This is a genomic window from Candidatus Competibacter denitrificans Run_A_D11, from assembly GCF_001051235.1.
Lineage (GTDB): Bacteria > Pseudomonadota > Gammaproteobacteria > Competibacterales > Competibacteraceae > Competibacter_A > Competibacter_A denitrificans.
The window spans coordinates 89,698-113,307 of record NZ_CBTJ020000045.1; the positions used below are offsets into that span (position 1 = coordinate 89,698).

24 protein-coding genes and 1 tRNA gene are annotated in these 23,610 nt (G+C 54.5%); 1 reads left to right on the forward strand and 24 read right to left on the reverse strand.

Annotated elements, in window-relative coordinates:
- Nucleotides 1–17: 17 nt before the first annotated feature.
- The 24 genes from nspC to BN873_RS11040 form a co-directional block, all read right to left on the reverse strand.
- Nucleotides 18–1,124: a carboxynorspermidine decarboxylase gene (nspC, locus tag BN873_RS10925; protein WP_048673624.1), complete on the reverse strand. Its 1,107-nt coding sequence runs from the start codon at nucleotides 1,122–1,124 to the stop codon at nucleotides 18–20.
- Nucleotides 1,125–1,274: 150 nt separating this feature from the next.
- On the reverse strand, nucleotides 1,275–1,601 hold the full coding sequence (locus BN873_RS10930; protein WP_048673625.1) for a DUF2818 family protein: 327 nt from the start codon (nucleotides 1,599–1,601) through the stop codon (nucleotides 1,275–1,277).
- A 4-nt stretch (nucleotides 1,602–1,605) separates the two neighbouring features.
- Nucleotides 1,606–3,045: an NADH-quinone oxidoreductase subunit NuoN gene (nuoN, locus tag BN873_RS10935; protein ID WP_048673626.1), complete on the reverse strand. Its 1,440-nt coding sequence runs from the start codon at nucleotides 3,043–3,045 to the stop codon at nucleotides 1,606–1,608.
- 41 nt (nucleotides 3,046–3,086) lie between these two features.
- The gene (locus tag BN873_RS10940) at nucleotides 3,087–4,601 is read right to left on the reverse strand and encodes an NADH-quinone oxidoreductase subunit M (RefSeq protein ID WP_048673627.1); all 1,515 of its coding nucleotides are present in this window, start codon (nucleotides 4,599–4,601) and stop codon (nucleotides 3,087–3,089) included.
- A gap of 18 nt (nucleotides 4,602–4,619) precedes the next feature.
- A complete protein-coding gene (gene nuoL, locus BN873_RS10945) occupies nucleotides 4,620–6,572 on the reverse strand; it encodes an NADH-quinone oxidoreductase subunit L (protein ID WP_048673628.1) in 1,953 nt (650 codons plus the stop codon).
- A 3-nt stretch (nucleotides 6,573–6,575) separates the two neighbouring features.
- Nucleotides 6,576–6,881 carry an NADH-quinone oxidoreductase subunit NuoK gene (gene nuoK / locus BN873_RS10950; RefSeq protein WP_048673629.1) on the reverse strand — a complete coding sequence of 102 codons (306 nt, stop codon included), beginning with the start codon at nucleotides 6,879–6,881 and terminating at the stop codon, nucleotides 6,576–6,578.
- 104 nt (nucleotides 6,882–6,985) lie between these two features.
- On the reverse strand, nucleotides 6,986–7,588 hold the full coding sequence (locus tag BN873_RS10955; RefSeq protein ID WP_048673630.1) for an NADH-quinone oxidoreductase subunit J: 603 nt from the start codon (nucleotides 7,586–7,588) through the stop codon (nucleotides 6,986–6,988).
- A 32-nt stretch (nucleotides 7,589–7,620) separates the two neighbouring features.
- Complete coding sequence (gene nuoI / locus BN873_RS10960; RefSeq protein WP_048673654.1) at nucleotides 7,621–8,109, reverse strand: NADH-quinone oxidoreductase subunit NuoI; 489 nt, start codon at nucleotides 8,107–8,109, stop codon at nucleotides 7,621–7,623.
- 21 nt (nucleotides 8,110–8,130) lie between these two features.
- Nucleotides 8,131–9,153, reverse strand: a complete 1,023-nt coding sequence (nuoH, locus tag BN873_RS10965; protein ID WP_048673631.1) for an NADH-quinone oxidoreductase subunit NuoH — start codon at nucleotides 9,151–9,153, stop codon at nucleotides 8,131–8,133.
- 18 nt (nucleotides 9,154–9,171) lie between these two features.
- On the reverse strand, nucleotides 9,172–11,529 hold the full coding sequence (nuoG, locus tag BN873_RS10970) for an NADH-quinone oxidoreductase subunit NuoG (RefSeq protein WP_048673632.1): 2,358 nt from the start codon (nucleotides 11,527–11,529) through the stop codon (nucleotides 9,172–9,174).
- A 38-nt stretch (nucleotides 11,530–11,567) separates the two neighbouring features.
- Nucleotides 11,568–12,863: an NADH-quinone oxidoreductase subunit NuoF gene (gene nuoF, locus BN873_RS10975; protein ID WP_048673633.1), complete on the reverse strand. Its 1,296-nt coding sequence runs from the start codon at nucleotides 12,861–12,863 to the stop codon at nucleotides 11,568–11,570.
- A 6-nt stretch (nucleotides 12,864–12,869) separates the two neighbouring features.
- The gene (gene nuoE, locus BN873_RS10980; protein ID WP_048673634.1) at nucleotides 12,870–13,367 is read right to left on the reverse strand and encodes an NADH-quinone oxidoreductase subunit NuoE; all 498 of its coding nucleotides are present in this window, start codon (nucleotides 13,365–13,367) and stop codon (nucleotides 12,870–12,872) included.
- Nucleotides 13,367–14,626 (reverse strand): NADH-quinone oxidoreductase subunit D, encoded by a 1,260-nt coding sequence (locus tag BN873_RS10985; RefSeq protein ID WP_048673635.1) that lies wholly within the window; start codon nucleotides 14,624–14,626, stop codon nucleotides 13,367–13,369. The genes nuoE and BN873_RS10985 overlap by 1 nt, the downstream gene beginning before the upstream one ends.
- A gap of 13 nt (nucleotides 14,627–14,639) precedes the next feature.
- Nucleotides 14,640–15,347 (reverse strand): NADH-quinone oxidoreductase subunit C, encoded by a 708-nt coding sequence (locus BN873_RS10990; protein ID WP_048673636.1) that lies wholly within the window; start codon nucleotides 15,345–15,347, stop codon nucleotides 14,640–14,642.
- An 11-nt stretch (nucleotides 15,348–15,358) separates the two neighbouring features.
- Nucleotides 15,359–15,835: a NuoB/complex I 20 kDa subunit family protein gene (locus BN873_RS10995; protein WP_048673637.1), complete on the reverse strand. Its 477-nt coding sequence runs from the start codon at nucleotides 15,833–15,835 to the stop codon at nucleotides 15,359–15,361.
- Nucleotides 15,826–16,182 (reverse strand): NADH-quinone oxidoreductase subunit A, encoded by a 357-nt coding sequence (locus BN873_RS11000; RefSeq protein WP_048673638.1) that lies wholly within the window; start codon nucleotides 16,180–16,182, stop codon nucleotides 15,826–15,828. The genes BN873_RS10995 and BN873_RS11000 overlap by 10 nt, the downstream gene beginning before the upstream one ends.
- Before the next feature lie 301 nt (nucleotides 16,183–16,483).
- Nucleotides 16,484–16,568 (reverse strand) — tRNA-Leu (locus tag BN873_RS11005).
- 35 nt (nucleotides 16,569–16,603) lie between these two features.
- Nucleotides 16,604–16,939 (reverse strand): preprotein translocase subunit SecG, encoded by a 336-nt coding sequence (gene secG / locus BN873_RS11010; protein ID WP_048673639.1) that lies wholly within the window; start codon nucleotides 16,937–16,939, stop codon nucleotides 16,604–16,606.
- Nucleotides 16,940–16,948: 9 nt separating this feature from the next.
- Nucleotides 16,949–17,701: a triose-phosphate isomerase gene (gene tpiA / locus BN873_RS11015; protein WP_048673640.1), complete on the reverse strand. Its 753-nt coding sequence runs from the start codon at nucleotides 17,699–17,701 to the stop codon at nucleotides 16,949–16,951.
- 60 nt (nucleotides 17,702–17,761) lie between these two features.
- Nucleotides 17,762–19,099 (reverse strand): phosphoglucosamine mutase, encoded by a 1,338-nt coding sequence (gene glmM / locus BN873_RS11020; protein WP_048673641.1) that lies wholly within the window; start codon nucleotides 19,097–19,099, stop codon nucleotides 17,762–17,764.
- 120 nt (nucleotides 19,100–19,219) lie between these two features.
- Nucleotides 19,220–20,050, reverse strand: a complete 831-nt coding sequence (gene folP, locus BN873_RS11025) for a dihydropteroate synthase (RefSeq protein WP_048673642.1) — start codon at nucleotides 20,048–20,050, stop codon at nucleotides 19,220–19,222.
- A gap of 3 nt (nucleotides 20,051–20,053) precedes the next feature.
- Nucleotides 20,054–21,967, reverse strand: a complete 1,914-nt coding sequence (gene ftsH / locus BN873_RS11030; RefSeq protein WP_197613645.1) for an ATP-dependent zinc metalloprotease FtsH — start codon at nucleotides 21,965–21,967, stop codon at nucleotides 20,054–20,056.
- Between the two features lie 113 nt (nucleotides 21,968–22,080).
- On the reverse strand, nucleotides 22,081–22,701 hold the full coding sequence (gene rlmE / locus BN873_RS11035) for a 23S rRNA (uridine(2552)-2'-O)-methyltransferase RlmE (RefSeq protein ID WP_048673644.1): 621 nt from the start codon (nucleotides 22,699–22,701) through the stop codon (nucleotides 22,081–22,083).
- A complete protein-coding gene (locus tag BN873_RS11040) occupies nucleotides 22,688–22,975 on the reverse strand; it encodes a hypothetical protein (protein WP_048673645.1) in 288 nt (95 codons plus the stop codon). The genes rlmE and BN873_RS11040 overlap by 14 nt, the downstream gene beginning before the upstream one ends.
- Here BN873_RS11040 and yhbY point away from each other — a divergent pair.
- On the forward strand, nucleotides 22,974–23,270 hold the full coding sequence (gene yhbY, locus BN873_RS11045; RefSeq protein WP_048673646.1) for a ribosome assembly RNA-binding protein YhbY: 297 nt from the start codon (nucleotides 22,974–22,976) through the stop codon (nucleotides 23,268–23,270). The genes BN873_RS11040 and yhbY overlap by 2 nt on opposite strands.
- Nucleotides 23,271–23,610 lie beyond the last annotated feature (340 nt).

The following is a 23,610-nucleotide window of genomic DNA, read 5'->3' on the forward strand; positions in this document are numbered from 1 at the left end:
CGGTGATAGCTCCCGATTCAGGAAAGGCTACGTTTGAAATCTTTGTAGCGGAATTTTCTGAGCACGTCCACCGTGCCATCAAACCGACGCACCGCGATAGCGGGCATCGCCAGGCCATTGAACCAATTTTTCTTGACCATGGTGTAACCGGCAGCATCCGCAATACGCACTTCGCTACCAACCTTCAATTTATTTCTTAGCTTGTACTCACCAAATACGTCACCCGCCAGACAAGTCCGCCCTGCGATCATGACGCGATAGCGCCCTGGCTCTGGAGCTGAAATTTTTGCACGGGTGCCGTAAATCAAATGATCGAGCATATGCGCTTCCACTGAGGCATCGACAATGGCGATATCAATTTCGTTATGCACCACATCCAATACGGTCGTGACCAATTCAGCGCACTGGGTAATCGTGGCTTCTCCGGGTTCCAAATACACTTGCACGCCAAATTTTTCGGAGAAGTTTTTTAGTTTCTCGCAAAATGGCTCTATAGGATAACCTTCCTTAGTAAAATAAATCCCACCACCGAAACTGACCCACTCCAGTTTTTCCAGCAATGAACCATATTTCTTGCTGATATAGTCAATAGCAGTCGTAAGATTTTTAAAATCATCATTTTCGCAATTAAAATGAAACATCACCCCACTTAACAGCGGGGCAATTTTCATAATTTCGTCTTGATCGACGACACCCAATCTGGAACATTTTCTAGCCGGATCGGCAAGATCAAAATGTGAGTAGCTAATACCCGGATTGATCCGTAGCCCCAACCGCTTATCGCTCACAAAGCTATAATAGCGCTTCAATTGTGACAGTGAATTAAAGATGACTTTACTGGCAAATTTCGCAACAGCTTTGACCTCTTTTTCGGAAAATCCCACGCTGTAAGCATGTACTTCTTTACCAAATTTTTCATAACCGAGACGTGCTTCAAATAAAGAGCTGCTCGTCGTGCCGTCCATATAGCGCTGCATTAAATCGAATACCCCCCAAGTCGAAAAACATTTTAGCGCCAGCACAGATTTTGCACCGGACGTTTCCCGCACCTGTTGGATGATTTCTAAATTCCTCAGTAATTTTGTTTCATCAATCAGATAATAAGGCGTAGTCAGTTTAGTCATAATGCGCTGATCTTGGGAGGATTCTGGAATGCTAGGAAAAGGGTCACACCAAGGGCGTGACTGGATAGTGGCGAGGGAGGATAAACCATCACGGGCGGCAAAAGATTATCTTCTGCCCGCCCGTATCGCTTCTCACATGGCTTGGGGCGACTACCAACCTGCTTGCGCCAACAACCGCCGCAATTGGTAGCGATACACAAACCCTGGAAGGGCGCCCACCATGAATAAACAGAGTGTCGCCGTATAAAACTCCCAGCCTTGGGCCTGAACGGTACCTGCCGCTTTATACTCGAAGCCAAACCCCATGGCCAGAATCAGTGCGTACAGTAAACCCCATTCGATCAAGCGCAACCAAAACGGCTTGGCTTGGCCCCCCTGGCGCACAATCACAAACAGCCACCGCTCACTCAGCCAAGGAAGATTGGCCGCAATGATCGCTAACCCTAACCAAATACCGATGATGATTTGTTGAGACAATGGATTAGTTTAACAAGGCTGTGGAGCACCACGTCATCAAAGCCGTTGGATACAAGCCTAAAATAATCAGCAATAACCCATTGGCACTGATGACGATCTCGACATCTCGGCTGATGCTGATCGACTCGCTCTGTTCAGGCTTATCGAAATAGATGCATTTGACGACCCGCAGGTAGTAGAACGCACCAACCACCGAAAACACGACACCGACCAGCGCCAGCCAAACGAATCCAATATTGATAACCGCTTGCAGAACTACCCACTTGGCGTAGAAGCCCGCCATAAAAGGAATTCCCGCCATCGACATCATAACGACCATCATAATGAATGCCAGCCACGGGCTACGGTCATTTAAGCCTTTGAAGTCATCAATATTTTCAGCTTCGAAGCCGGTACGGCTCAGCAGGAGGATCACACCGAAGGCGCCAACCGCCATCAACACATACACGATGGCGTAGAACATTGATGCTGAGTAACCCTCCGGCGTACCGGCTAAGATACCGAGCAACAAAAACCCTACATGCGAAATCGTCGAATAGGCCAGCATTCGCTTGATGTTGGTCTGGGCGATAGCCACCAGGTTACCCAGAGCCATGGAGAGGACCGCCAGAATGATCAGCATCTGCTGCCAGTCATTTTGGAAAGCGCCGAGTCCATCGACCAAAACGCGCATCAGCAAGGCAAACGCCGCTAGTTTGGGTGCCGAGCCGATGTATAACGTCACGGAGGTCGGAGCGCCCTGATAGATGTCAGGTAGCCACATGTGAAATGGCACTGCACCCAGTTTGAACGCCAAGCCGACGACCAGAAAGACCAGTCCGAAAACCAGGACCAAATTGCTCGTACCCTGTTTGGCGATCACATCGGCGATCACCTGGAGATCCACGCTACCCGTCGCCCCATAGACCATTGAGATGCCGTATAACAACATACCGGATGCCAGCGAACCCAGCACAAAGTACTTCATGGCTGCTTCGCAACCGACTGGCGAATCCCGATCCACCGCCACCAGCGCATAAAGCGACAACGACAATAATTCCAGGCCCAAATACACGCTGAGCAGGCTGTGCGCCGACACCATGATCATCATGCCGAGCACACCGAACAGACCAAGCACGAAGTATTCGCCTTTGAACAGATCGCGCTGCCGCAGATAATCGCGGGAGTATAAAAAGACGGCGGCGGCGGCCAAGCAAATGCAGAACTTGAGCAAATCGCCCATTGCATCCTTGATGTAATGACCAAACATGGTGGTGACCGGAACCCGCGCGAACGTCAACAACAACAGCAACGCCGTAGCCAGCAACGTCACTTGCGCCAACCCGTAAGTGATGTGGCGTTGCTGCTGTTCCAAAAACACATCGACCACCAGCACCAGGCAGGCCATGGTCAACACAAATATTTCGGGCAATACCGGCATGAAGTCAGGGGCGACAAAATTCATGGTGGCTTCCTATTTTCTCGTTGTTCTCGGCGACAACAGACCTAGAGTTTGGTCGCGGTGATATGCTGCAACAGATTATCGACCGACGCATGCATCACCGAAGCCAACGGGTCCGGCCAGACACCAAGCAACAAGACGGCCGCTGCCAACAAACTTAACATGATGGTTTCACGGCAATTCATATCCTTCAGTTCGGCGACATGGCTATTCCCGATCTCGCCAAAGATGACCCGCTTGATGAGCCACAAGGTATACGCCGCGCCCAGAATCAAGGTGAAGGACGCCAAAAACGCCAGCCAGAACCCGGCCTTGAAGGTGCTCATAATCACCATAAATTCGCCGACAAATCCCGAAGTACCCGGCAAGCCCGCGTTGGCCATGCCAAACAGCACCATGAACGCGGCAAAGACCGGCATGGTATTGACGACTCCGCCGTAATCCTTGATCTGGCGCGAATGAACTCGGTCATACAGAACGCCAACGCAAAGGAACAAAGCACCCGAAATGAAGCCGTGGGAAATCATTTGCACCATACCCCCCTCGACTCCCATCGCCGCGCCGTTCAAATTGCCAGTATGGCGGTATAGACCGAATACGATGAAAAATCCCAAGGTCACGAAGCCCATATGAGCAATAGAGGAATAGGCAATCAGCTTTTTCATATCCTGCTGAATCAGCGCGACCAAGCCGATATAGATGACGGCGATCAACGACAGGGTGATGATCAGCCAATCCAGCATGGCCGAAGCATCCGGCGTGATCGGCAGGGTGAATCGCAAGAAACCGTAGCCGCCGATCTTCAAGGTGATGGCCGCCAAGATGACCGAACCACCGGTGGGCGCTTCCACATGCGCATCCGGTAACCACGTATGAACCGGCCACATCGGCACCTTGACCGAAAAACCCAGCAGGAAGGCAAAAAAGATCCAAATCTGCTCGGTCATCGTCAACGGTAGCTTGTGGAAATCGAGGATTTCGAAGCTATTGGCTTGATTGTACATGTAGATCAGGGCGATCAGCATGAACACCGAGCCGAGGAAGGTATAGAGGAAAAACTTGAGAGTGGCATAGACTCGCCGCGGTCCCCCCCAGATGCCGATAATCAAAAACATCGGAATCAGCATCGCTTCGAAAAACACGTAGAACAACAGCGCGTCCAGGGCAGCGAATACCCCGATCATCAACCCTTCCATGATCAGGAAGGCAGCCATGTACTGCGCGATCCGATACTGGATCACTTCCCAACCCGCGATCACGACCACGACTGTCATGAAGGAGGTCAGCAAGATCAGCGGCATCGAAAAACCATCCACTCCGACATGGTAGTTGGCATTGAACGCCGGAATCCATGGGACAAATTCTTGAAACTGCATGGCGGCGGTGGTGTGATCAAAAGCCGAGTACAGCGGCACACTGATCAGGAACGCCAGGATTGCCACCGTTAGGGCCAAGGATTTAACGCGACTGGGGCTATCATCGCCCACAAAGAGCACGGCGATACCACCGAGAATCGGAAACCAGATGACAAGACTCAGCAAGGGCAGTTCCGACAGCATGGTTTTTCTTCTTCCAGGTTAGCGGGCGATAAACCAGGTCAGCAAGATCAGCAACCCAATGATCATCGCGAAGGCATAGGTATACAGATAGCCGGATTGTAAATGTCGAGCAACGGCGGCGACCCAGCCCACCAGCCGCGCGCTGCCGTTGACCAGCACGCCATCGATCAAGCCGGCATCGCCAAATTTCCACAGTGCAGTGCCCAGATTCCGACTGCCCCGCATGAAAACCGACTGATAGATTTCATCGAACAAATATTTGCGGTTCATGATGTCGTAGAGCGTGGCGAACCGCTGCTGAATCAGATCGGGCAATTCAGGTTTGAGCATATAGAGATAAAAGGCTGATAAAAACCCGGCAACCACCAGAATGAATGGCAAGCCGAAGAGTCCGTGCAACGCGAAACTCCTCGGACCATGAAATTCTTCTTCGAGATGCGCCAGTACGTTATGTTCAGGCGCTATGAAGATGCTCCCGCCGAACCCGTCACCGAACAATAAAGGCGCCATTGTCATTGCGCCGATGACCACCGAGGGAATCGCCAGCAGCACGAGAGGTCCCCACACCACAGGCGGCGTCTCATGTAAATGTTCCTGGGTATGATGATCCATCCGCTCCTTGCCATGAAAGACCAGGAAATACAGGCGGAATGAATAGAATGACGTGACGAACACACCCAGCATCACCGCGAAATAGGCGAAACCGGAACCGGCGATATGGGAAAAATGCACCGCTTCCAAGATGCTGTCTTTGGAATAGAAACCTGAGAAACCCGGCGTGCCGATCAATGCCAGCGTCCCGATCAGGAACGTTAGCCAGGTAATCGGCATATATTTCCAAAGTCCCCCCATCTTACGAATATCCTGCTCGTGATGCATGGCGATGATCACCGAGCCGGCGCCCAGAAACAGCAACGCTTTGAAGAAAGCGTGGGTCATCAGGTGGAAAATAGCGGCCGGATAAGCCGACACGCCCAGTGCTACGGTCATATAGCCAAGCTGTGAGAGCGTGGAATAAGCGACCACCCGCTTGATATCGTTCTGGACGATGCCAAGGAACCCCATGAACAGCGCGGTAATCGAACCGATCACCAGCACAAAACTCAAGGCAGTTTCCGACAATTCAAACAGTGGCGACATCCGCGCCACCATGAAAATGCCGGCGGTGACCATGGTTGCAGCATGGATTAACGCAGAAATCGGCGTCGGGCCTTCCATCGAATCCGGTAGCCAGACATGAAGCGGAACCTGTGCTGACTTACCCATCGCCCCGATGAACAACAGGATACAAATCACCGTCATCAGCGACCATTCAACCCCAGGAATGATATAGACGGTGACCGTGGCCATCAGCGGCGCTGCCGCAAACACATCGGCGTAATCCAGGCTGTTGAACGCCATCAGCACGGCGGCGATGCCCAGCAAAAAGCCAAAATCGCCGACCCGGTTGACCAAAAACGCTTTCAAGCTGGCAAAGATGGCGCTTTCACGCTTGTACCAGAATCCGATCAGCAGGTAAGACACTAAACCGACACCTTCCCAACCGAAGAACAGTTGCAGGAAGTTATTGGCCATCACCAGCATCAGCATGGCGAACGTAAACAGTGCGATATAACTGAAGAAGCGCTGGTAGCCGTCATCGTCGTGCATATAACCGATGGTATAGATATGTACCATCAGCGAAACGAAGGTGACTGTACACATCATCACCGCCGTCAAATTATCGATCAGGAAACCCACTTCGAGGCGAATCCCTTCAACGACCATCCAGGTATAAACGGTACCGTTATACGGCTCCGCACCATCGAAGACATGATGCCGCAACACCAAAAGTGACAATAAAAACGCAATCGCCACGCCAATGATGGTGACCCAATGGGCGCCGGCACGCCCGATCTTGCGCCCGAACAAGCCAGCGATGAGCGCGCCAAACAGCGGCGCAAGCGCGATCCCAAGATAGACGTTTTGCATCGGCTAACCCTTGAGCATATCGAGGTCGGCGACGTTGATGGTACGCCGGTTACGGAACAGCACGACCAAGATAGCGAGGCCGATGGCTGATTCGGCAGCCGCCACGGTCAAGATGAAAAACACGAACACCTGGCCGATGCTGTCATCAAGAAACCGTGAAAAGGCGATGAAATTGAAATTCACCGCGAGCAGCATCAGCTCAATCGACATCAGCAGGATAATGACGTTCTTCCGATTGAGAAAAATGCCGGCCACGCTGAGACAAAAGAGGATCGCTCCAAGCACGAGATAATCAGTAAGCGTGATCATCTATCCCTCGCCTTGATTTATTGGAATGATGGAATTCGTTGTACCGGAATCCGGCGGCCAGAGACGCGGACGCCGGAGCGCTCACGTCAACCGCACGGTCCCGGTTAATGTTTTTTCTCTGCCGGTACATTGACCAACCGTATCCGATCATCCCTGGACACCAGGACCTGATGGCTCGGATTTTGTGACTTCGTACCCTCACGCCGCCGCAATGTCAGCGAAATAGCGGCAATAATCGCTACCAGTAGAATGACCGAAGCGATTTCAAACGGATAGACATAAAACGTGTACAGGACGCTGCCCAGTTCCTTGGTATTGCTGTAATCGGCCGAACGCGCGACCAGGCTGTAGGACTCTGAGCTGAAATAACCAGACCCCAGGGCCAGCACCATCTCAATCACGATGATCACGGCAACCGTGGCACCGACCGGCAAATACTTGATGAAGCCTTCCCGCAGGGGTTGGGTGTTGAGATCCAACATCATCACCACGAACAAGAACAGCACCATCACCGCACCGACATAGACCAGAACCATGGTGATAGCCAGAAACTCGGCCTCGATCAACAGCCAAAGAGCGGCGCTGGTAAAAAAGGCTAACACCAAAAACAAGGCGGCGTGTACCGAGTTACGGACAGTGATCACTCTCACCGCTGCGAAGATCAGGATAAGGGCGAAAACGTAAAACAGAAATTTTTCAAATCCCATGGCTGGACCTGTTTTCCGGTTCGGGCGATGGACTAGCGATAGGCCGCATCGATAGCTCGATCAGCGGCGATCTGTGCTTCACAGAGATCACCATGTGCGAGCAGTTTTTCCTTGGTCATGATGTGTTCGCCCCGATTCTCAAAATGGTACGCAAATGTGCGGGTCTCGACGATAGCATCCACGGGGCAGGCTTCCTCACAAAATCCGCAATAAATGCACTTAAACAGATCAATGTCATAACGCACGGTGCGTCGGCTACCATCGGCACGTTGCTCCGATTCGATGGTGATGGCTAGCGCTGGACAAACCGCTTCGCAAAGCTTACAGGCAATACAGCGCTCTTCGCCGTTCGGATAGCGGCGCTGGGCGTGTAACCCACGGAACCGATGCGACAGCGGCGTCAGTTCTTCGGGGTATTGCACCGTCAGTTTTTTCGCAAACAAATAGCGGCCGGTCACTCGCAAGCCCAGCAGCAACTCCCATAGCAGGAAGGTTTTAAAGTAGTGCCGGACAGTGTTCAGAGTATTCATCGCCATTTAGCCTCAATCAAACCACGGGCCTACATGGCCCAGCACACCCAAGCCAATGACCAGCAACCATACCAGGGTGACCGGGATAAAGACTTTCCAGCCCAACCGCATGATCTGATCGTAGCGATACCGCGGGAATGTGGCGCGGAACCACAAGAAGAACAACAGCAGGAATGAAATCTTCATCACCAGCCAAATCGGACCGGGCACGAAGCTGAATAACTGGCCCAAAACTGGAATCCCTTCGAAGGGCGACAGCCAGCCCCCCAAAAACATGGTGGACGCCAAAGCGGACACTAAAATCATGTTGGCGTATTCCGCCAGGAAGAAGACGGCGAAGGCCATACCCGAATAATCGACATGAAACCCAGCGACGATTTCGGATTCGCCCTCAGCGACATCGAATGGTGCGCGATTCGTTTCGGCAACCCCGGAGATGAAGTACACCAAAAACAACGGTAATAGCGGCAACCAGAACCAGTGCAGGATACTGCCCTGCTGCGCAAGCACCACCTGATTCAGATTCAAGCTGCCGGCAGCCATCAATACCCCAACCAGAGCAAACCCCATTGCGATCTCATAAGAGACGATTTGCGCAGCCGAGCGCATCGCACCAAGAAACGCATATTTTGAATTTGAGGCCCATCCGGCGATGATGACGCCATAAACCCCCATTGACGTGAGCGCCAACAGATACAAAATACCGGCATCCAGATGCGAGAGCATCATCTCATTGCCAAAGGGGATGACAGCCCAGGCGGCCAGAGCCGGGCCGAAGGCAACGACCGGTGCCAGAAGAAAAAGAAACCGATCCGCCTGTGTGGGAATGATGATTTCTTTAAACATCAACTTCATGGCATCGGCAATCGGCTGTAACCAACCCTTGGGGCCGACGCGATTCGGGCCGAGCCGGATCTGCATATAGCCGATGATTTTGCGTTCGGCGAAGGTCAAATACGCCACCGCAGTCAGTAGCGGTGCCAGGATGGCAACAATTTTCAGCAGGATGATGATGATCGTCAGCAGGGTTTCCACGCACCAGGATCCTTATCGTTATTGGATGGTCACCGGGCCAAACGCAGGGCCGAGGGCCACGCTGGCAGCGGTTCCAGCCGGAATCCAGGCGCAGCCCTTGGGCACGCCATCATCAAGCAGCAGCGGCAAATCGACCGCTGTGCCATTTTGGCGTACCTGTACCTGGTCCCGTTCAGCCACACCCAGTTCCTGAGCCATTTCCGGATGCAAGCGCACGGCAAAAGGCTGCGCCAGCGGACTCATTTGCAACGAACGAGCGCGACGCACCAGCGGATCAAGCGCATAGATCGGCACGTCCGCAACCCGCAGCAATCCACTCGCCTGCAACGGGGTCAAGGTCTTGTCCAAATCGGGGCGATTATCGGGTTGTATTCCAGCGCAGGTAGCCTGGATTTCGGCAAGCACCTCTTCTGATGCCACATAGTCGAAACCTTCCAAACCGCATAAATTACCCAACACCCGCAACACCTTCCAGGCCGGCCGGGCGGCTCCAAACGGTTTACTGGCTCCCTGGAAGCTTTGCCAAATCCCTTCGGCATTGACGTAAGTGCCGGAGGTTTCGGCGAAGCTGCCCACTGGCAAAATAATTTTGGCGTAGGTTTTAGTGGAAGTGCTGGCGTATGGGCTGAGCGCAATCACCAACTCGGCGGCCTGCATCGCTTTCAAAGCGCCCGCTCCGTCCCAACAATCCAGTTCCGGTTCAACACCGATGAGGACGTAAGCCTTACGCGGTGCTTGCAACATCGCGTGGGCGGGCAACCCGACAGTGGTCGCTGGCTTAGCACCCGCAAGGCGATGCGGCAACGCACCAGTCAACCAGCCACCGACCGAATTAGCCGCTTCTGGCAGATAACCAAAGCTCGCCTGAAAATTCAGCGCGATGAACCCAGCCAGTGCGCGCAATTGTGCAAAAGCGGGATTCGCCACCGCCAAATTACCCAACAGCACCGTGGCCGGGGCATTCTCAATGAGATGGGCGGCAATGGCTTGTTCGGCATCGTTGGGAGCAGCCACGGCCAAACCAGCCAAACTCGCCGGTAACGTCTCATTTTTCCGCTGCGCTATCGCTTGGGCGATGCCAGCCAACGCGGCGACCATCCTCTCCGGCGAAGCGATGATTTTGGCGGCGACCGGGAAACGGAACTCGAAATCGAGTGGGTTAACGAACATGATCCGGCCACCCGCCAATGCCGCTTTACGCAGGCGATGACCGGCCAGGGGTTGCTCCATCCGCACGTTTGAACCGATCAGCAGCGCCGATTTCACCGTTTCCAGATCAGCTAAATTCTGACCCAGCCAGGGGAAGACCGGCGCGGTATCCTGATCACTGAAGTCCACTTGTCGTAGCCGATGGTCGATACTGGCGATACCGAGACCACGCGCCAACTTCTGCGCGAGATATAACTCTTCAAGGGTCGCTGTGGGCGATACCAGGAAACCAACCGACTCGGCGCCGTGGCGGGCGATGATATCCTTTAAGCGGTGAGCAACGGCCTCCAGCGCGGGTTCCCATTCGCTCTCCGCACCATCGACCAGCGGTTGCGCTAAACGATCCTCGCTGTAAATACCTTCGTAACTGAAGCGATCACGATCTGCAAGCCACGTTTCATTGATCGATTCATTTTCACGCGGAACCACCCGTATGACTTGGCCGCGCAGGGTGTGAATATAGATGTTGGAGCCGATGGAATCGTGGGGAGCAATGGCTGCATGTTGCACGAATTCCCAAGAGCGGCCTTTATAGCGCGACGGTTTGGCAGTCAACGCACCGACCGGGCAGAGATCGATCACGTTGCCCGACAGTTCCGAGGCCACTGCTTTGGAGACATAGGTGCCGATCTCCACATGTTCCCCGCGTCCGGTTGCACCCAGTTCTCGTAGACCGGCGATTTCTTCGCCGAAACGCACACAACGGGTGCAGTGAATGCAGCGCGTCATATCCGTGGCGATCAGCGGCCCGATGTCCTTATCCCGAACCACCCGTTTGCGCTCTGCGAAGCGCGAGACATCACTGCCGTAGCCTAGCGCGAGATCCTGCAATTCGCATTCACCACCCTGATCGCAGATTGGGCAATCCAACGGATGGTTAATAAGCAAGAACTCCATAGTGCCTTTCTGGGCAGCGAGGGCCTTGGGCGATTGGGTGTACGCCTTCATACCCTCCACGACCGGCGTCGCACAGGCAGGCAAAGGCTTAGGCGCTTTTTCCACCTCGACCAGACACATCCGGCAGTTGGCGGCAATGGACAGCTTCTTGTGATAGCAGAACCGGGGGATCGCGATACCCGCCGCATCGGTGCTCTCGATCAGCATCGCACCTTTGCGCGCCTTCAGCGGGATACCGTTGACTTCGATATTGACCAATTCCTCGCTCATCTTTTACCCACTGCACCCGTTGTGGTGGTTTCGCGATCTCACGCGGCCTGTGCCGACGCGCCCTCGACCATGCTGCGCTTGTGTTCGATGTAATAGGCAAACTCGTGGCGGTAATGCTTGACGAAGCTGCGTACCGGCATCGCAGCAGCATCACCGAGAGCACAGATCGTGCGGCCCTCAATGCGGCTGGCGACATTATCCAATAGCTCCAGATCCTCTGGCCGCCCCTTGCCTTCAACGATACGGGTCACCATCCGGTATAACCAGCCAGTCCCTTCACGGCACGGGGTACATTGGCCACACGACTCTGAGTAATAGAATCGGGAAACCCGCTGCAACACCTTCACCATGTCGGTGGTCTCATCCATCACGATCACGGCGCCTGATCCTAGCATCGAGCCGGCGACTTTAGCGACCGAATCGTAGTCCATGTTGGCTTTTAACATGATCTCACCGGGTACAACCGGTACTGAAGAGCCACCCGGAATCACAGCCTTCAGTTGCCGTCCCTGCCAAATCCCACCCGCCAGGGCGAGCAGTTCAGCGAAGGGAATCCCCATCGAAACCTCAAAGTTGCCTGGCTTCTCGACATGGCCGGACACTGAAAAAATTTTGGTACCGCCGGCATTGGGAACACCTAGCGCCGCGAACCACTCGCCACCGTTGCGGATGATCGAAGGGACCGAGGAATAGGTCTCTGTATTGTTGATGGTGGTCGGCCGACCATAGAGGCCGTAACTGGCAGGAAACGGCGGCTTGTAACGCGGCTGGCCTTTTTTACCCTCCAGCGATTCCAGCAAGGCCGTTTCCTCGCCGCAGATGTAAGCCCCAGCGCCCAATGTCGGATATAGATCAAAGTCGATACCTGAACCTTGGATATTCTTACCCAGCAGACCAGCGGCATACGCCTCATTGACCGCTGCTTCAAACCGTTGGTACGGCTCGTCCATGAATTCGCCGCGCATGTAGTTATAGCCGACCGTGGAACCGGTTGCGAAAGCGGCAATCGCCATCCCCTCAACCAGCGCGTGCGGATTAAAGCGCAGGATATCGCGGTCTTTGCAAGTGCCAGGTTCCGATTCGTCGGAATTACACACCATATATTTTTGTATCGTGGCATTGCGCGGCATGAACGTCCATTTCAAGCCCGCCGGAAACCCGGCACCGCCACGGCCCCGCAGACCGGATTTCTTAACTTCGTCAATCACCTGATCAGGTTTCAGTTGCCCGCCCAGGATTTTCTGCCAAGCCTCATACCCACCCACACTGCGATAAGTGGCAAGTGACCAGGGTTGATCTAGACCGAGCGTCCGATAACAAACTTCGTTGGCCATCGTGGATTACTCCAGGCTGTCCAGCACTTGATCCACCTTTTCCGGGGTCAGATGCTCGTAATACACATGATCGACCTGCATCATAGGCGCGCCGCAACAGGCAGCGAGGCATTCTTCTTCGCGCTTTAGGTAGAACTTGCCGTCCGGTGTGCTTTGGCCGAGCTTGATCCCCAATTTTTTCTCGATGTGGGCGAGCACGGTTTCGCCGCCACGCAACATGCAGGAAATATTGGTACACACCGCGATGTTGTGGCGGCCAACCGGTTTTAGCTCGAACATCGAGTAGAAACTGGCGACCTCGTAAACAGCAATGGACGGCATGTCCAGATAGTCGGCTACCGCATCCATCAACTCCGTGCTCAGCCAGCCGCCGTTTTCGTGTTGCACTTCGCGCAGGGCGGCCAGCACCGCCGACTGTTTTTGCTCGGCAGGATAACGGCTAAGCCAGTGATCGATCTCCGCGCGGGCGTGGGCGGACAGCAGATCGCTCTTGCGTACACTCATTAGCGGTCAACCTCTCCAAAAACGATATCCTGGGTACCGATCACAGCCACCACGTCGGCCAACATGTGGCCGCGCGTCATTTCGTCCATCGACGAGAGATGCGCGAATCCGGCGGCCCGCACTTTAAGCCGATAAGGCTTATTGGCGCCATCGGAAATCAGATAAATGCCGTACTCACCTTTCGGGTGCTCGGTCGCGACATAGACCTCCCCTTCGGGCACACAATAGCCTTCGGTGAACAGCTTGAAATGATGAATCAGCGCTTCCATATCCTCTTTCATCACCGCTCGTGGTGGCGGTGCGATCTTGTAATCGTCGATGATGACCAGCCCTGGATTTTCCTTCAGCCACTTGACGCATTGTCGGACAATACGATTGGACTGGCGTAACTCCTCGACCCGCACCAAATAACGGTCATAACAGTCACCGTTAACACCCACTGGAATATCGAAATCCAGCCGATCATAGACTTCGTAAGGCTGTTTTTTGCGCAAATCCCAGGCAAAGCCGGAGCCACGCAGCATGGGACCGGAAAAACCCAGTTGCAAAGCGCGTTCGGGTGAGACTACCCCAATACCGACAGTGCGTTGCTTCCAGATACGGTTATCGGTCAACAAGGTTTCGTACTCATTGACGTAACCGGGAAACCGCTCGGTGAATGCCTCAATGAAATCGAGCAACGAACCCTGCCGGGTAGCGTTCCGCTCATCAACCTCTTTCTTGCTATGGCAAGGTGACGTGGCGTAATCGTATTTCTGCATGATATTCGGCAGATCGCGATACACCCCACCCGGTCGAAAATAGCTGGGATGAAGCCGTGCGCCAGAAACCGCTTCGTAGCAGTCCATCAGATCCTCACGCTCACGGAAGGCGTAGAGGAACATGGTCATGGCACCGATATCGAGACCATGCGCGCCGATCCACAGCAAATGATTGAGGATACGGGTGATTTCCGCATACATCACGCGAATGTATTGCGCGCGCATCGGCGGCTGGATACCGAGCAATTTTTCGATAGCCAGCACATAGGCGTGCTCGTTGCTCATGGCCGACATGTAATCGAGCCGATCCATGTAACCGATGCTCTGGTTGAAAGGCTTGCTCTCGGCCAGCTTCTCGGTAGCCCGGTGCAGCAGGCCGATGTGTGGATCGGCGCGCTGGACTACTTCGCCATCCAGTTCCAAGACCAGACGCAATACGCCATGCGCGGCGGGATGCTGTGGTCCAAAATTCAGGGTGTAATTACGAATCTCAGGCATCGGCGGCTTTCCTTCATTGAGACTCGAGGTAGCGGTTATCCTTACGGATGACCCGAGGAACCAGCACGCGCGGCTCAATACTGACTGGCTCGTACACCACGCGGCCGCGTTCTGGATCGTAGCGCATTTCGACATTGCCGCTCAGCGGGAAATCCTTGCGGAACGGATGGCCGACAAAACCGTAATCGGTCAAAATCCGCCGCAAATCGGGATGCCCCTCGAACACGATGCCATACAAATCAAACGCTTCCCGCTCGAACCAGTTGACCCCAGCCCATAAGCCGATCACAGAGGGTACAACCGGCAATTCGTCATCAGGGGCAAACACTCGCACCCGCAAACGCTGATTGCGGGACACCGATAGCAGTTGATACACGGCGGCAAAACGGCCTTTACCGGCGAAGATCTTGCCATCGACATGGCGGATGGCGGCTGCACCACGACCGATAGTTTTTTCCTCAACTCCCCGGCTAAACCCGGTATTGGTGGATTCGCCGGTCGCCCATTCCACCTCACCGTATGCGGCGTAATCGACGCCGCACACATCCATTGCCTGTTCGAACGCAAATTCAGGCTCATCGCGCAAGGCGGTAAAGATCGCTAGCGCTTGATCAGGCGGAATTTCGATCATGACTTGACCGTAATCCAGCCGACACTCATGAAGCGCGTCCCCGAATCGGGTTTGCAGTTTTTCCACTAGGGTTTGGAGCGCGTCAGCCATGGAGTTTATTCTCAACGGGCTATGGTATTGGTGCGCCGAATCTTGTTTTGCAACTGGAGAATCCCATAAATCAAGGCTTCAGCCGTAGGCGGACAGCCGGGGACATAGATATCGACCGGCACGATACGGTCACAGCCACGCACCACCGAATAGGAATAGTGGTAATAGCCGCCCCCATTGGCGCAAGACCCCATGGAAATCACCCAGCGAGGCTCAGCCATTTGGTCATAGACCTTACGAAAGGCCGGTCCCATCTTATTGCAGAGAGTTCCAGCGACGATCATTACGTCGGATTGGCGCGGGCTGGGCCGGAACACGATGCCGAACCGATCCAGATCGTAGCGGGCCGCACCGGCGTGCATCATCTCTACCGCACAGCAGGCCAGACCGAACGTCATCGGCCACATGGAGCCGGTGCGCGCCCAGTTGATCAGCTTGTCGGCCGTGGTCGTAACTAAGCCTTTTTCAAGAATGCCTTCTATTCCCATTCTAAGGCTCCTTTCTTCCACTCGTAGATGAAGCCGATGACCAGAATACCCAGAAAGACCGCCATCGCAATGAAACCAAACAGGCCGATTTTGTTGAGCACAATCGCCCAGGGAAACAGGAAGGCGATTTCCAGATCGAAGATGATGAACAGGATGGCGACCAGATAATAGCGTACATCAAACTTCATTCGGGCATCTTCGAACGATTCGAAACCGCACTCGTAAGGTGACAGCTTCTCGGCATCGGGTCGCCGGGTGCCTAGAAAATAGCCGGCGGCGACCATAAACACGCCCATTCCAAACGAAAGGGCCAAAAAAATCAAAACGGGAAGGTAGTTTGAGAGCATCAGCGTCACACCTTCGGTACGGCGAATCGGAAAAAAACGCTAGGAGAGTCAGGCATCGGCAAAAGGCAAGCCTTGGTGAATACGCCTGACATACGGCTTTAACAGCCTGGAGAGGAACGGCTCCGAAGCAAGCGAGGCGAATTGTTTTTTCGAGTTATCACGCCGCATAAACATGTTTCAATCCGCGCCCATGACCGGGCGAAACAGCATGGTAGAGATTACCCCTCTCCCATGCAAGATGATCCCCCTGATAGAGGAACGCATGGCATCTTGTCGCTATCCCAAGATGCTCGGTTTTATTTGGTGCCGATGGCCGGACTCGAACCGGCACGGCTTGCGCCACTAACCCCTCAAGCTAGCGTGTCTACCAGTTCCACCACATCGGCATAAATCAACAAATCGAGACCGCCCGCTCTTGCTATTACTTTTTCGGTAGCTGCGGCACGTCGGCAGGCCCCCCGCTTTTCGGCACCTCGACTGGCTTTTCAACTTGAATTCGCTCGACAACACTCTTTGGTGCCGACCCCTGCGTCGCAAAATAGCCAAGCGTCAAGCTGGTCAAGAAAAACACCGTCGCCAAAACCGCAGTAGTCCGACTTAAAAAGGATGCAGCGCCCCGCGATCCGAACATCGTGGCAGAAGCGCCGCTACCAAACGCAGCACCCGCGTCGGCGCCCTTACCTTGTTGTACCAGCACCAACGCAATCAAGGCAATGGCGACGACAGTATGCGCTGCAAGAATGAAAGTATTAATCATGGCAACAGTTTAACAGCCAGCCTTGGCAATCGCCAGAAACTCCTTAGCCTCCAGCGAAGCGCCACCGATCAGCCCACCGTCGATATCCGGCATGGCCAGCAGCTCACCGGCGTTGGCGGCTTTCATGCTACCGCCATAAAGGATGCGTGTCTGCTGGGCCACATGAGCGTCAAAAGCAGCCAGTTTCGCGCGGATAAAAGCGTGGACCTCTTGGGCTTGCGCGGAGGTCGCCGTCCGGCCCGTACCGATGGCCCAGACCGGCTCATAGGCGATGACGGCCTCAGCAAACGGCCCGATGCCTTCCAGGTCCAGCACCGCCTTGATCTGGCGTTCAACCACGGCCTCGGTAACCCCTTTCTCACGCTCTTCTAAGGTCTCACCAACGCAGAGGATCGGACAAACGCCTACCTTGCGGGCGGCAGCGAATTTGCGGGCGATCACCTGATCGGTTTCACCGTACAACGTGCGCCGCTCAGAATGACCGACGATGACGTATTTGCAATGGAAATCTTGCAGCATCGGCCCGGCCACTTCCCCGGTGTAAGCACCTGAAGTGTGCTCGGAAAGATTCTGCGTTCCCCAGCCTACGGTAGTGCCTGATAGCTGCTTTTCGACCGACTCCAGATAGACAAAGGGTGGAAACACGGCTAACTCGACGGCCGCAACTGCGGCGGCGCCTTCACGGATTCCCTGTAACAGCCCGCGGATACTTTCCGCCGAACCGTTCATTTTCCAATTTCCGGCCACCAATTTACGGCGCATCTGTGATTTCTCCCGATAAAAATTCTGGGCAAGCTTACGAATTCCGCCTTTGGAAATCAATCATGCTGATAAGGTATCTCGCACCACACCAGCAAGTTCACGAGCATGGCGCTCAACGGCGCCAGCTTCTGGGCCTTCGACCATGACTCGGACGACTGGCTCCGTCCCAGACGGGCGCAACAACACGCGGCCATGATCGCCAAGCTGGCTTTCCACCGCTTTGACTGCCTCCAGGATTGGAGCACGCTGAAAATCGACAGATCCAGTCACTGACACATTAATCAAAATCTGCGGATATTTGGTCATACCGGCCTTCAGATCGTGCAAGCTTTTGCCGGATTGCAGCATGGCCGCCAACACTTGCAGCGCAGAGATGATGCCATCACCCGTGCTCGTCCGATCCAGACAAATGATATGCCCGGAATTTTCTCCGCCCAAAATGAGTTTTTCAGCCAGCAATCGCTCCATGACATAACGATCACCGACCTTGGCACGATGCAGATCAAGTCCTAGCGCCCGTAATCCGATCTCCAATCCAAGATTGGTCATCAGCGTACCGACCACGCCATTAAAACGACTACCGGTACGCAAACGGTCACGAGCGATGATGAACATGAGTTCATCGCCATCCAGCACTTCACCTCGGTGATCCACCATAATCACCCGGTCACCGTCGCCATCGAACGCAATTCCCAAATCGGCGCCTTGTTCCTTCACCGTCTCGCAAAGTACTGCCGGATTCGTCGAGCCGCAATCCTGGTTAATGTTCAACCCATCAGGAGAGACGCCCATCGGCACCACGGTCGCTCCCAACTCGTTCAATACGCTCGGTGCGACATGATAGGTGGCACCATGGGCACAATCGACCACAATCTTCAGACTCGCCAAGCTGGTCCAGGACGGCACGGTACTCTTACAGAACTCGATATAGCGTCCTGCGGCATCGACGACACGCTCAGCCTTACCTAAAACATCCGGCCCAACAGTTTCCAGCGGCCGCTCTAGCAGATCCTCGATCTGTTCTTCGATTTCATCGGCTAACTTTTGGCCATCCCGAGAAAAAAATTTGATGCCGTTATCGTAATAGGGGTTGTGAGACGCACTGACTACGATACCGGCACAGGCGTGTAAGGTCCGGGTCAAGTAAGCGATACCGGGCGTCGGCATCGGCCCCAGCAGGGCGATATTGACACCGGCTGCCGACAAGCCGGCCTCTAGGGCTGATTCAAACATATAGCCCGAAATCCGGGTGTCCTTGCCGATGACGATTTTGTTGAAACCCTTGGTCTGCAACACCCGGCCAACCGCCCAGCCCAGCTTCAACATGAACTCAGCCGTTATGGGGTGGTCGCCCACACGCCCGCGAATCCCATCCGTACCAAAATACCGTTTACCCACGATGACACTCTCCAAACCAGCACGAAGGAGCGATTATAGCGAGGAGCAGAAAAGCGCGCATACAACCCTTTGGCGACTTCAAAAAAGGGTTATGGCAAAAATCGCAAAGCCGCGCCAACCTCAAAGGGCGGCCAGTGTGGCGGCACAAACCCGTAAAGCCTGCACCGTTTCCCGGACATCGTGCGCTCGAATGATGTGGGCACCTTGCCAAGCGGCGATGACTGCCGCCGCTAGACTACCGTTTAATCGCTCGCTAACCGGCACAGCCAACAGAGCGCCGAGCATACTTTTGCGGGAAATGCCCACTAAAACCCCGGCTGCTAATTCCGTAAAACTGCTCACATGCCGCAGCAACGAGAGATTATGCGCTAAAGTCTTGCCGAAACCGAAACCGGGATCTACCAGAATTCGCTGCCGTGGCAAACCTGCCACCTCGCAAGCCCGAATACGCTCGCGCAAGAAGTCTTTTACCTCAGCCACGACATCACCATAGCAGGGATGGTGCTGCATCGTTCCGGGTTCACCGCGCATATGCATCAAACAGACGGGCACGCCGCTGGCGACGGCGATTTCCAGCGCTCCCGGCAAGCGCAGCGCCCATATATCGTTGATCAACCCGGCGCCGACCTCGACCGCCGCGCGCATAACCTGGGGTTTGCTGGTATCGATTGAAATCGGTACAGGCAGTTCGCGCGCCAATCGCTCTACCAGTGGTAGAACTCGGTCCATCTCTTCCTGAACGGAGACAATGGATGCCCCTGGTCGGGTGGATTCACCCCCGATATCAAGGATCGCTGCCCCTTCGGTGACCATCGCTTCAGCCTGGCGCAGCGCATCGTCAAGACGCAAAAAACGGCCGCCATCAGAAAAAGAATCGGGGGTAACATTGAGTACCCCCATGACAACGGGCTGAGTGAGATCGAGCGGTTTACCCGCGCAGTCGAGGCGCATCGCTCAATGCTGCTGGGCTGGATCTCCAATCTTTGGGTCTGAGCGGCCTTTGTCCAAATCGATTTTCGATCCGTCCGTGGGTGGTTCCTGGTCGGTCCCAGCATCCACTGGCTCACGCGGTGAGCGCCCCGCCATCAGATCGTCAATCTGATCAGCATCAATGGTTTCGTATTTGATCAGAGCCTCAGCCATGGCGTGCAGCGTATCAAGACGCTCACGTAGCAGGCGTTCGGAACGCTGGTAATTATGATTAATGATCGCGCGGATTTCCTCATCGATCACATGAGCGGTCTCGTCCGAAACATTCTTGTGCCGGGTGACACTGCGACCAAGGAACACCTCGCCGTCATCCTCGCTATAGGTGAGAGGTCCAAGACGGTCAGACAAGCCCCACTTGGTCACCATGTTACGAGCGATATCAGTAGCGCGCTCAATATCGTTCTGGGCGCCCGTTGTTACATGTTCCGGGCCAAAGATGATTGACTCAGCAATCCGCCCACCGAACATGCTGGAGATTTGGCTCTCCAGCCGCTGCTTACTGTAACTGTAGCGGTCGCCTTCCGGCAGGAACATGGTGACACCCAACGCCCGACCACGCGGGATGATGCTGACCTTGTAGACTGGATCGTGCGCCGGTACCAAGCGGCCGACGATAGCGTGACCCGCCTCATGGTAGGCAGTGAGCTTTTTCTCATCCTCGCTCATCACCATCGACTTGCGCTCCGCGCCCATCATGATCTTGTCCTTGGCTTTTTCGAAATCGTCCATGTCCACATCGCGCTTGTTGGCGCGGGCGGCGAATAGTGCCGCTTCGTTCACCAGATTGGCCAGGTCTGCGCCGGAAAAACCGGGCGTGCCGCGAGCGATCACCGACGGCTTAACATTATCAGCCAGAGGCACCTTACGCATGTGGACCTTAAGGATCTGCTCGCGGCCGCGCACATCCGGCAGCGGCACCACCACCTGCCGGTCGAAGCGACCGGGCCGCAACAAGGCAGGGTCAAGCACGTCCGGGCGGTTGGTGGCGGCGATGACGATGATACCTTCATTGCCCTCGAAGCCATCCATTTCGACCAGCAATTGGTTCAAGGTTTGTTCACGCTCATCATGTCCACCGCCCAAGCCTGCGCCACGATGCCGACCCACAGCATCGATTTCGTCAATGAAGATGATGCAGGGGGCGTGTTTTTTGGCTTGCTCGAACATATCCCGCACCCGCGAGGCGCCGACACCAACGAACATTTCTACGAAGTCAGAGCCAGAAATCGAGAAAAACGGAACCTTGGCCTCACCGGCAATCGCTTTAGCGAGCAGGGTCTTACCAGTACCGGGTGAACCCACCATCAACACACCGCGCGGAATCTTGCCACCGAGCTTCTGGAACTTGCCGGGATCGCGCAGGAATTCCACCAATTCGGCCACTTCTTCTTTGGCCTCATCGACACCCGCAACATCGGCAAACGTCACTTTGATCTGATCTTCGCTCATCATGCGGGCACGGGACTTACCAAACGACATAGCCCCACGGCCGGCACCGCCGCCTTGCATCTGGCGCAGAAAAAACACCCAGATGCCGATCAGCAGCAGCATTGGGAACCAACTGATGAAGATCTGCATCAGCAAGCCTTGCTTTTCTGGAGGCTGACCTTCGATCTCCACACCGTGATTGAGTAACTCGCCGATCATGGGGCTGTTATCGGTTTCCGGACTATACGTGGTAAACCGCTCACCGCCGCTGGTCCGCCCCATGATCGCCCGGCCATCAATGGTGACTTGCGCGATTCGCCCTTGTTTAGCGTCCTGTAGGAATTGGGAGTAAGACATCTGGGCCGATGGCGCTACTTTGGGTCCAAAGCTATTGAACACCGACATCAGCACCACCGCGATGACCACCCACAAGAGGATATTCTTTACCATGTCGTTCAAGGCATGTACCTCAAATACCGCAAGACTAAAATTGATGGCCCCTGCCGCATGTGCGCGGTTATTGCTGGGGAAATAAGCGATTGGGGCGAAGTTTTTAGACCGGACTATCCGCGATAGTTCCTGGCCAACAAATACTGTTCCGCGCTGCGGGCGCGTGAGGCTTTGGGCTTGCGCGGGGCAACCCCAGCAAACATTCGACGGAGGTTCTGAAGAAAAGGGTCAAAACCTTCACCCTGAAAAACCTTGACCAGAAAATCCCCGCCGGGGCGCAAGCGTTTCTGGGCAAAATCCAAGGCCAATTCGGCCAGATACATACCGCGCGGTTGGTCAACGGCCTTGATACCGCTGGTATTGGGGGCCATATCCGAAATTACAAGGTCTACGGGCCGATTAGCCAACATTTCCAGTAATTGGTCCAATACCATCGTTTCACGAAAATCGCCCTGAATAAACTCGACACCCGGCAACGGTTCCATGGGCAAGACATCCAACGCGATGACAGCCCCCTGCACCCCCACATGATGAGCGGCCAGTTGGGACCAACCCCCTGGGGCCGCCCCTAAATCAACCACAGTCATGCCGGCTCGCAGTAGCCGATCCTTCTGATGAATTTCGAGTAGCTTATAGACTGCACGCGACCGATAGCCTTCTTGCTGAGCACGCCGCACATACTCGTCGGCAAAATGTTCCTGTAACCAACGGTTGCTACTTTTACTGCGCGCCATCAGACACGTCCGCGCGCTCACGATCAAGCTTAGCCATCACTCGACGGACTCGCACGATGATCCAGGCCATACCAAGCAATCCATAGCTTAAAAGTAGCAAAAATTGCAGCGCTAGATCATCGATGATTCGCCCCTGGATGAGAAGCAATAATCCACCGACCACCAGAATGATGCCCAGATCCAGTTTGACCTCGTTTAGCGGACTGGGGGCTACCGTCAAACCCTTATGGGCGGTTACACTGTTTGAATCTTGCGTTTTATCTGACCTTCCCATGCCCACGCTCAACAACTCGCAGAAACGTCATCTCAAAGCCCTGGCCCATCATCGCAAACCGGTGGTCATTATCGGCGCTGGCGGGCTTACCCCAGCCGTCATGCACGAAATCTTGCTGGCGCTGGATCATCATGAGCTGGTCAAAATTCGGATCAATACTGAAGAGCGCGAAGACCGGGAAGCAATGATCGTCGAGATTTGTGAAGCGGCCGAAGCAACCCTAGTCCAGCGCATCGGCCACATCGCCACGCTGTTCCGCCGAAATTTGGACTCACCGCGCATCGAATTACCGTGAGTGGGCTGATCCGATAGCTCACTTGCTCAAGACGCACAAAGGCTAACCAGGCCCGTTGTTGAAGCGCACAGTCAGCCAGAAAGCTAGGGATGGTGCTGGTGGTGGGACTCGAACCCACAAGCCGGGCTAACGGCGCAGGATTTTAAGGCCCATTAGCTAACCATTCCAAATACTTATCTCTAAGCGCCCCCTCTAGGGACACCCTTGAGACACTTCACTATAACAAATCGGTGTATTTTACCATCATTAGGAGTTACGCAGTTGGTTGATAAAGAGCGATAAGGAAGGTTATGAACCCACCGAAAGTCACAGATGAAGACTACATCCAGTTTCTGATAGC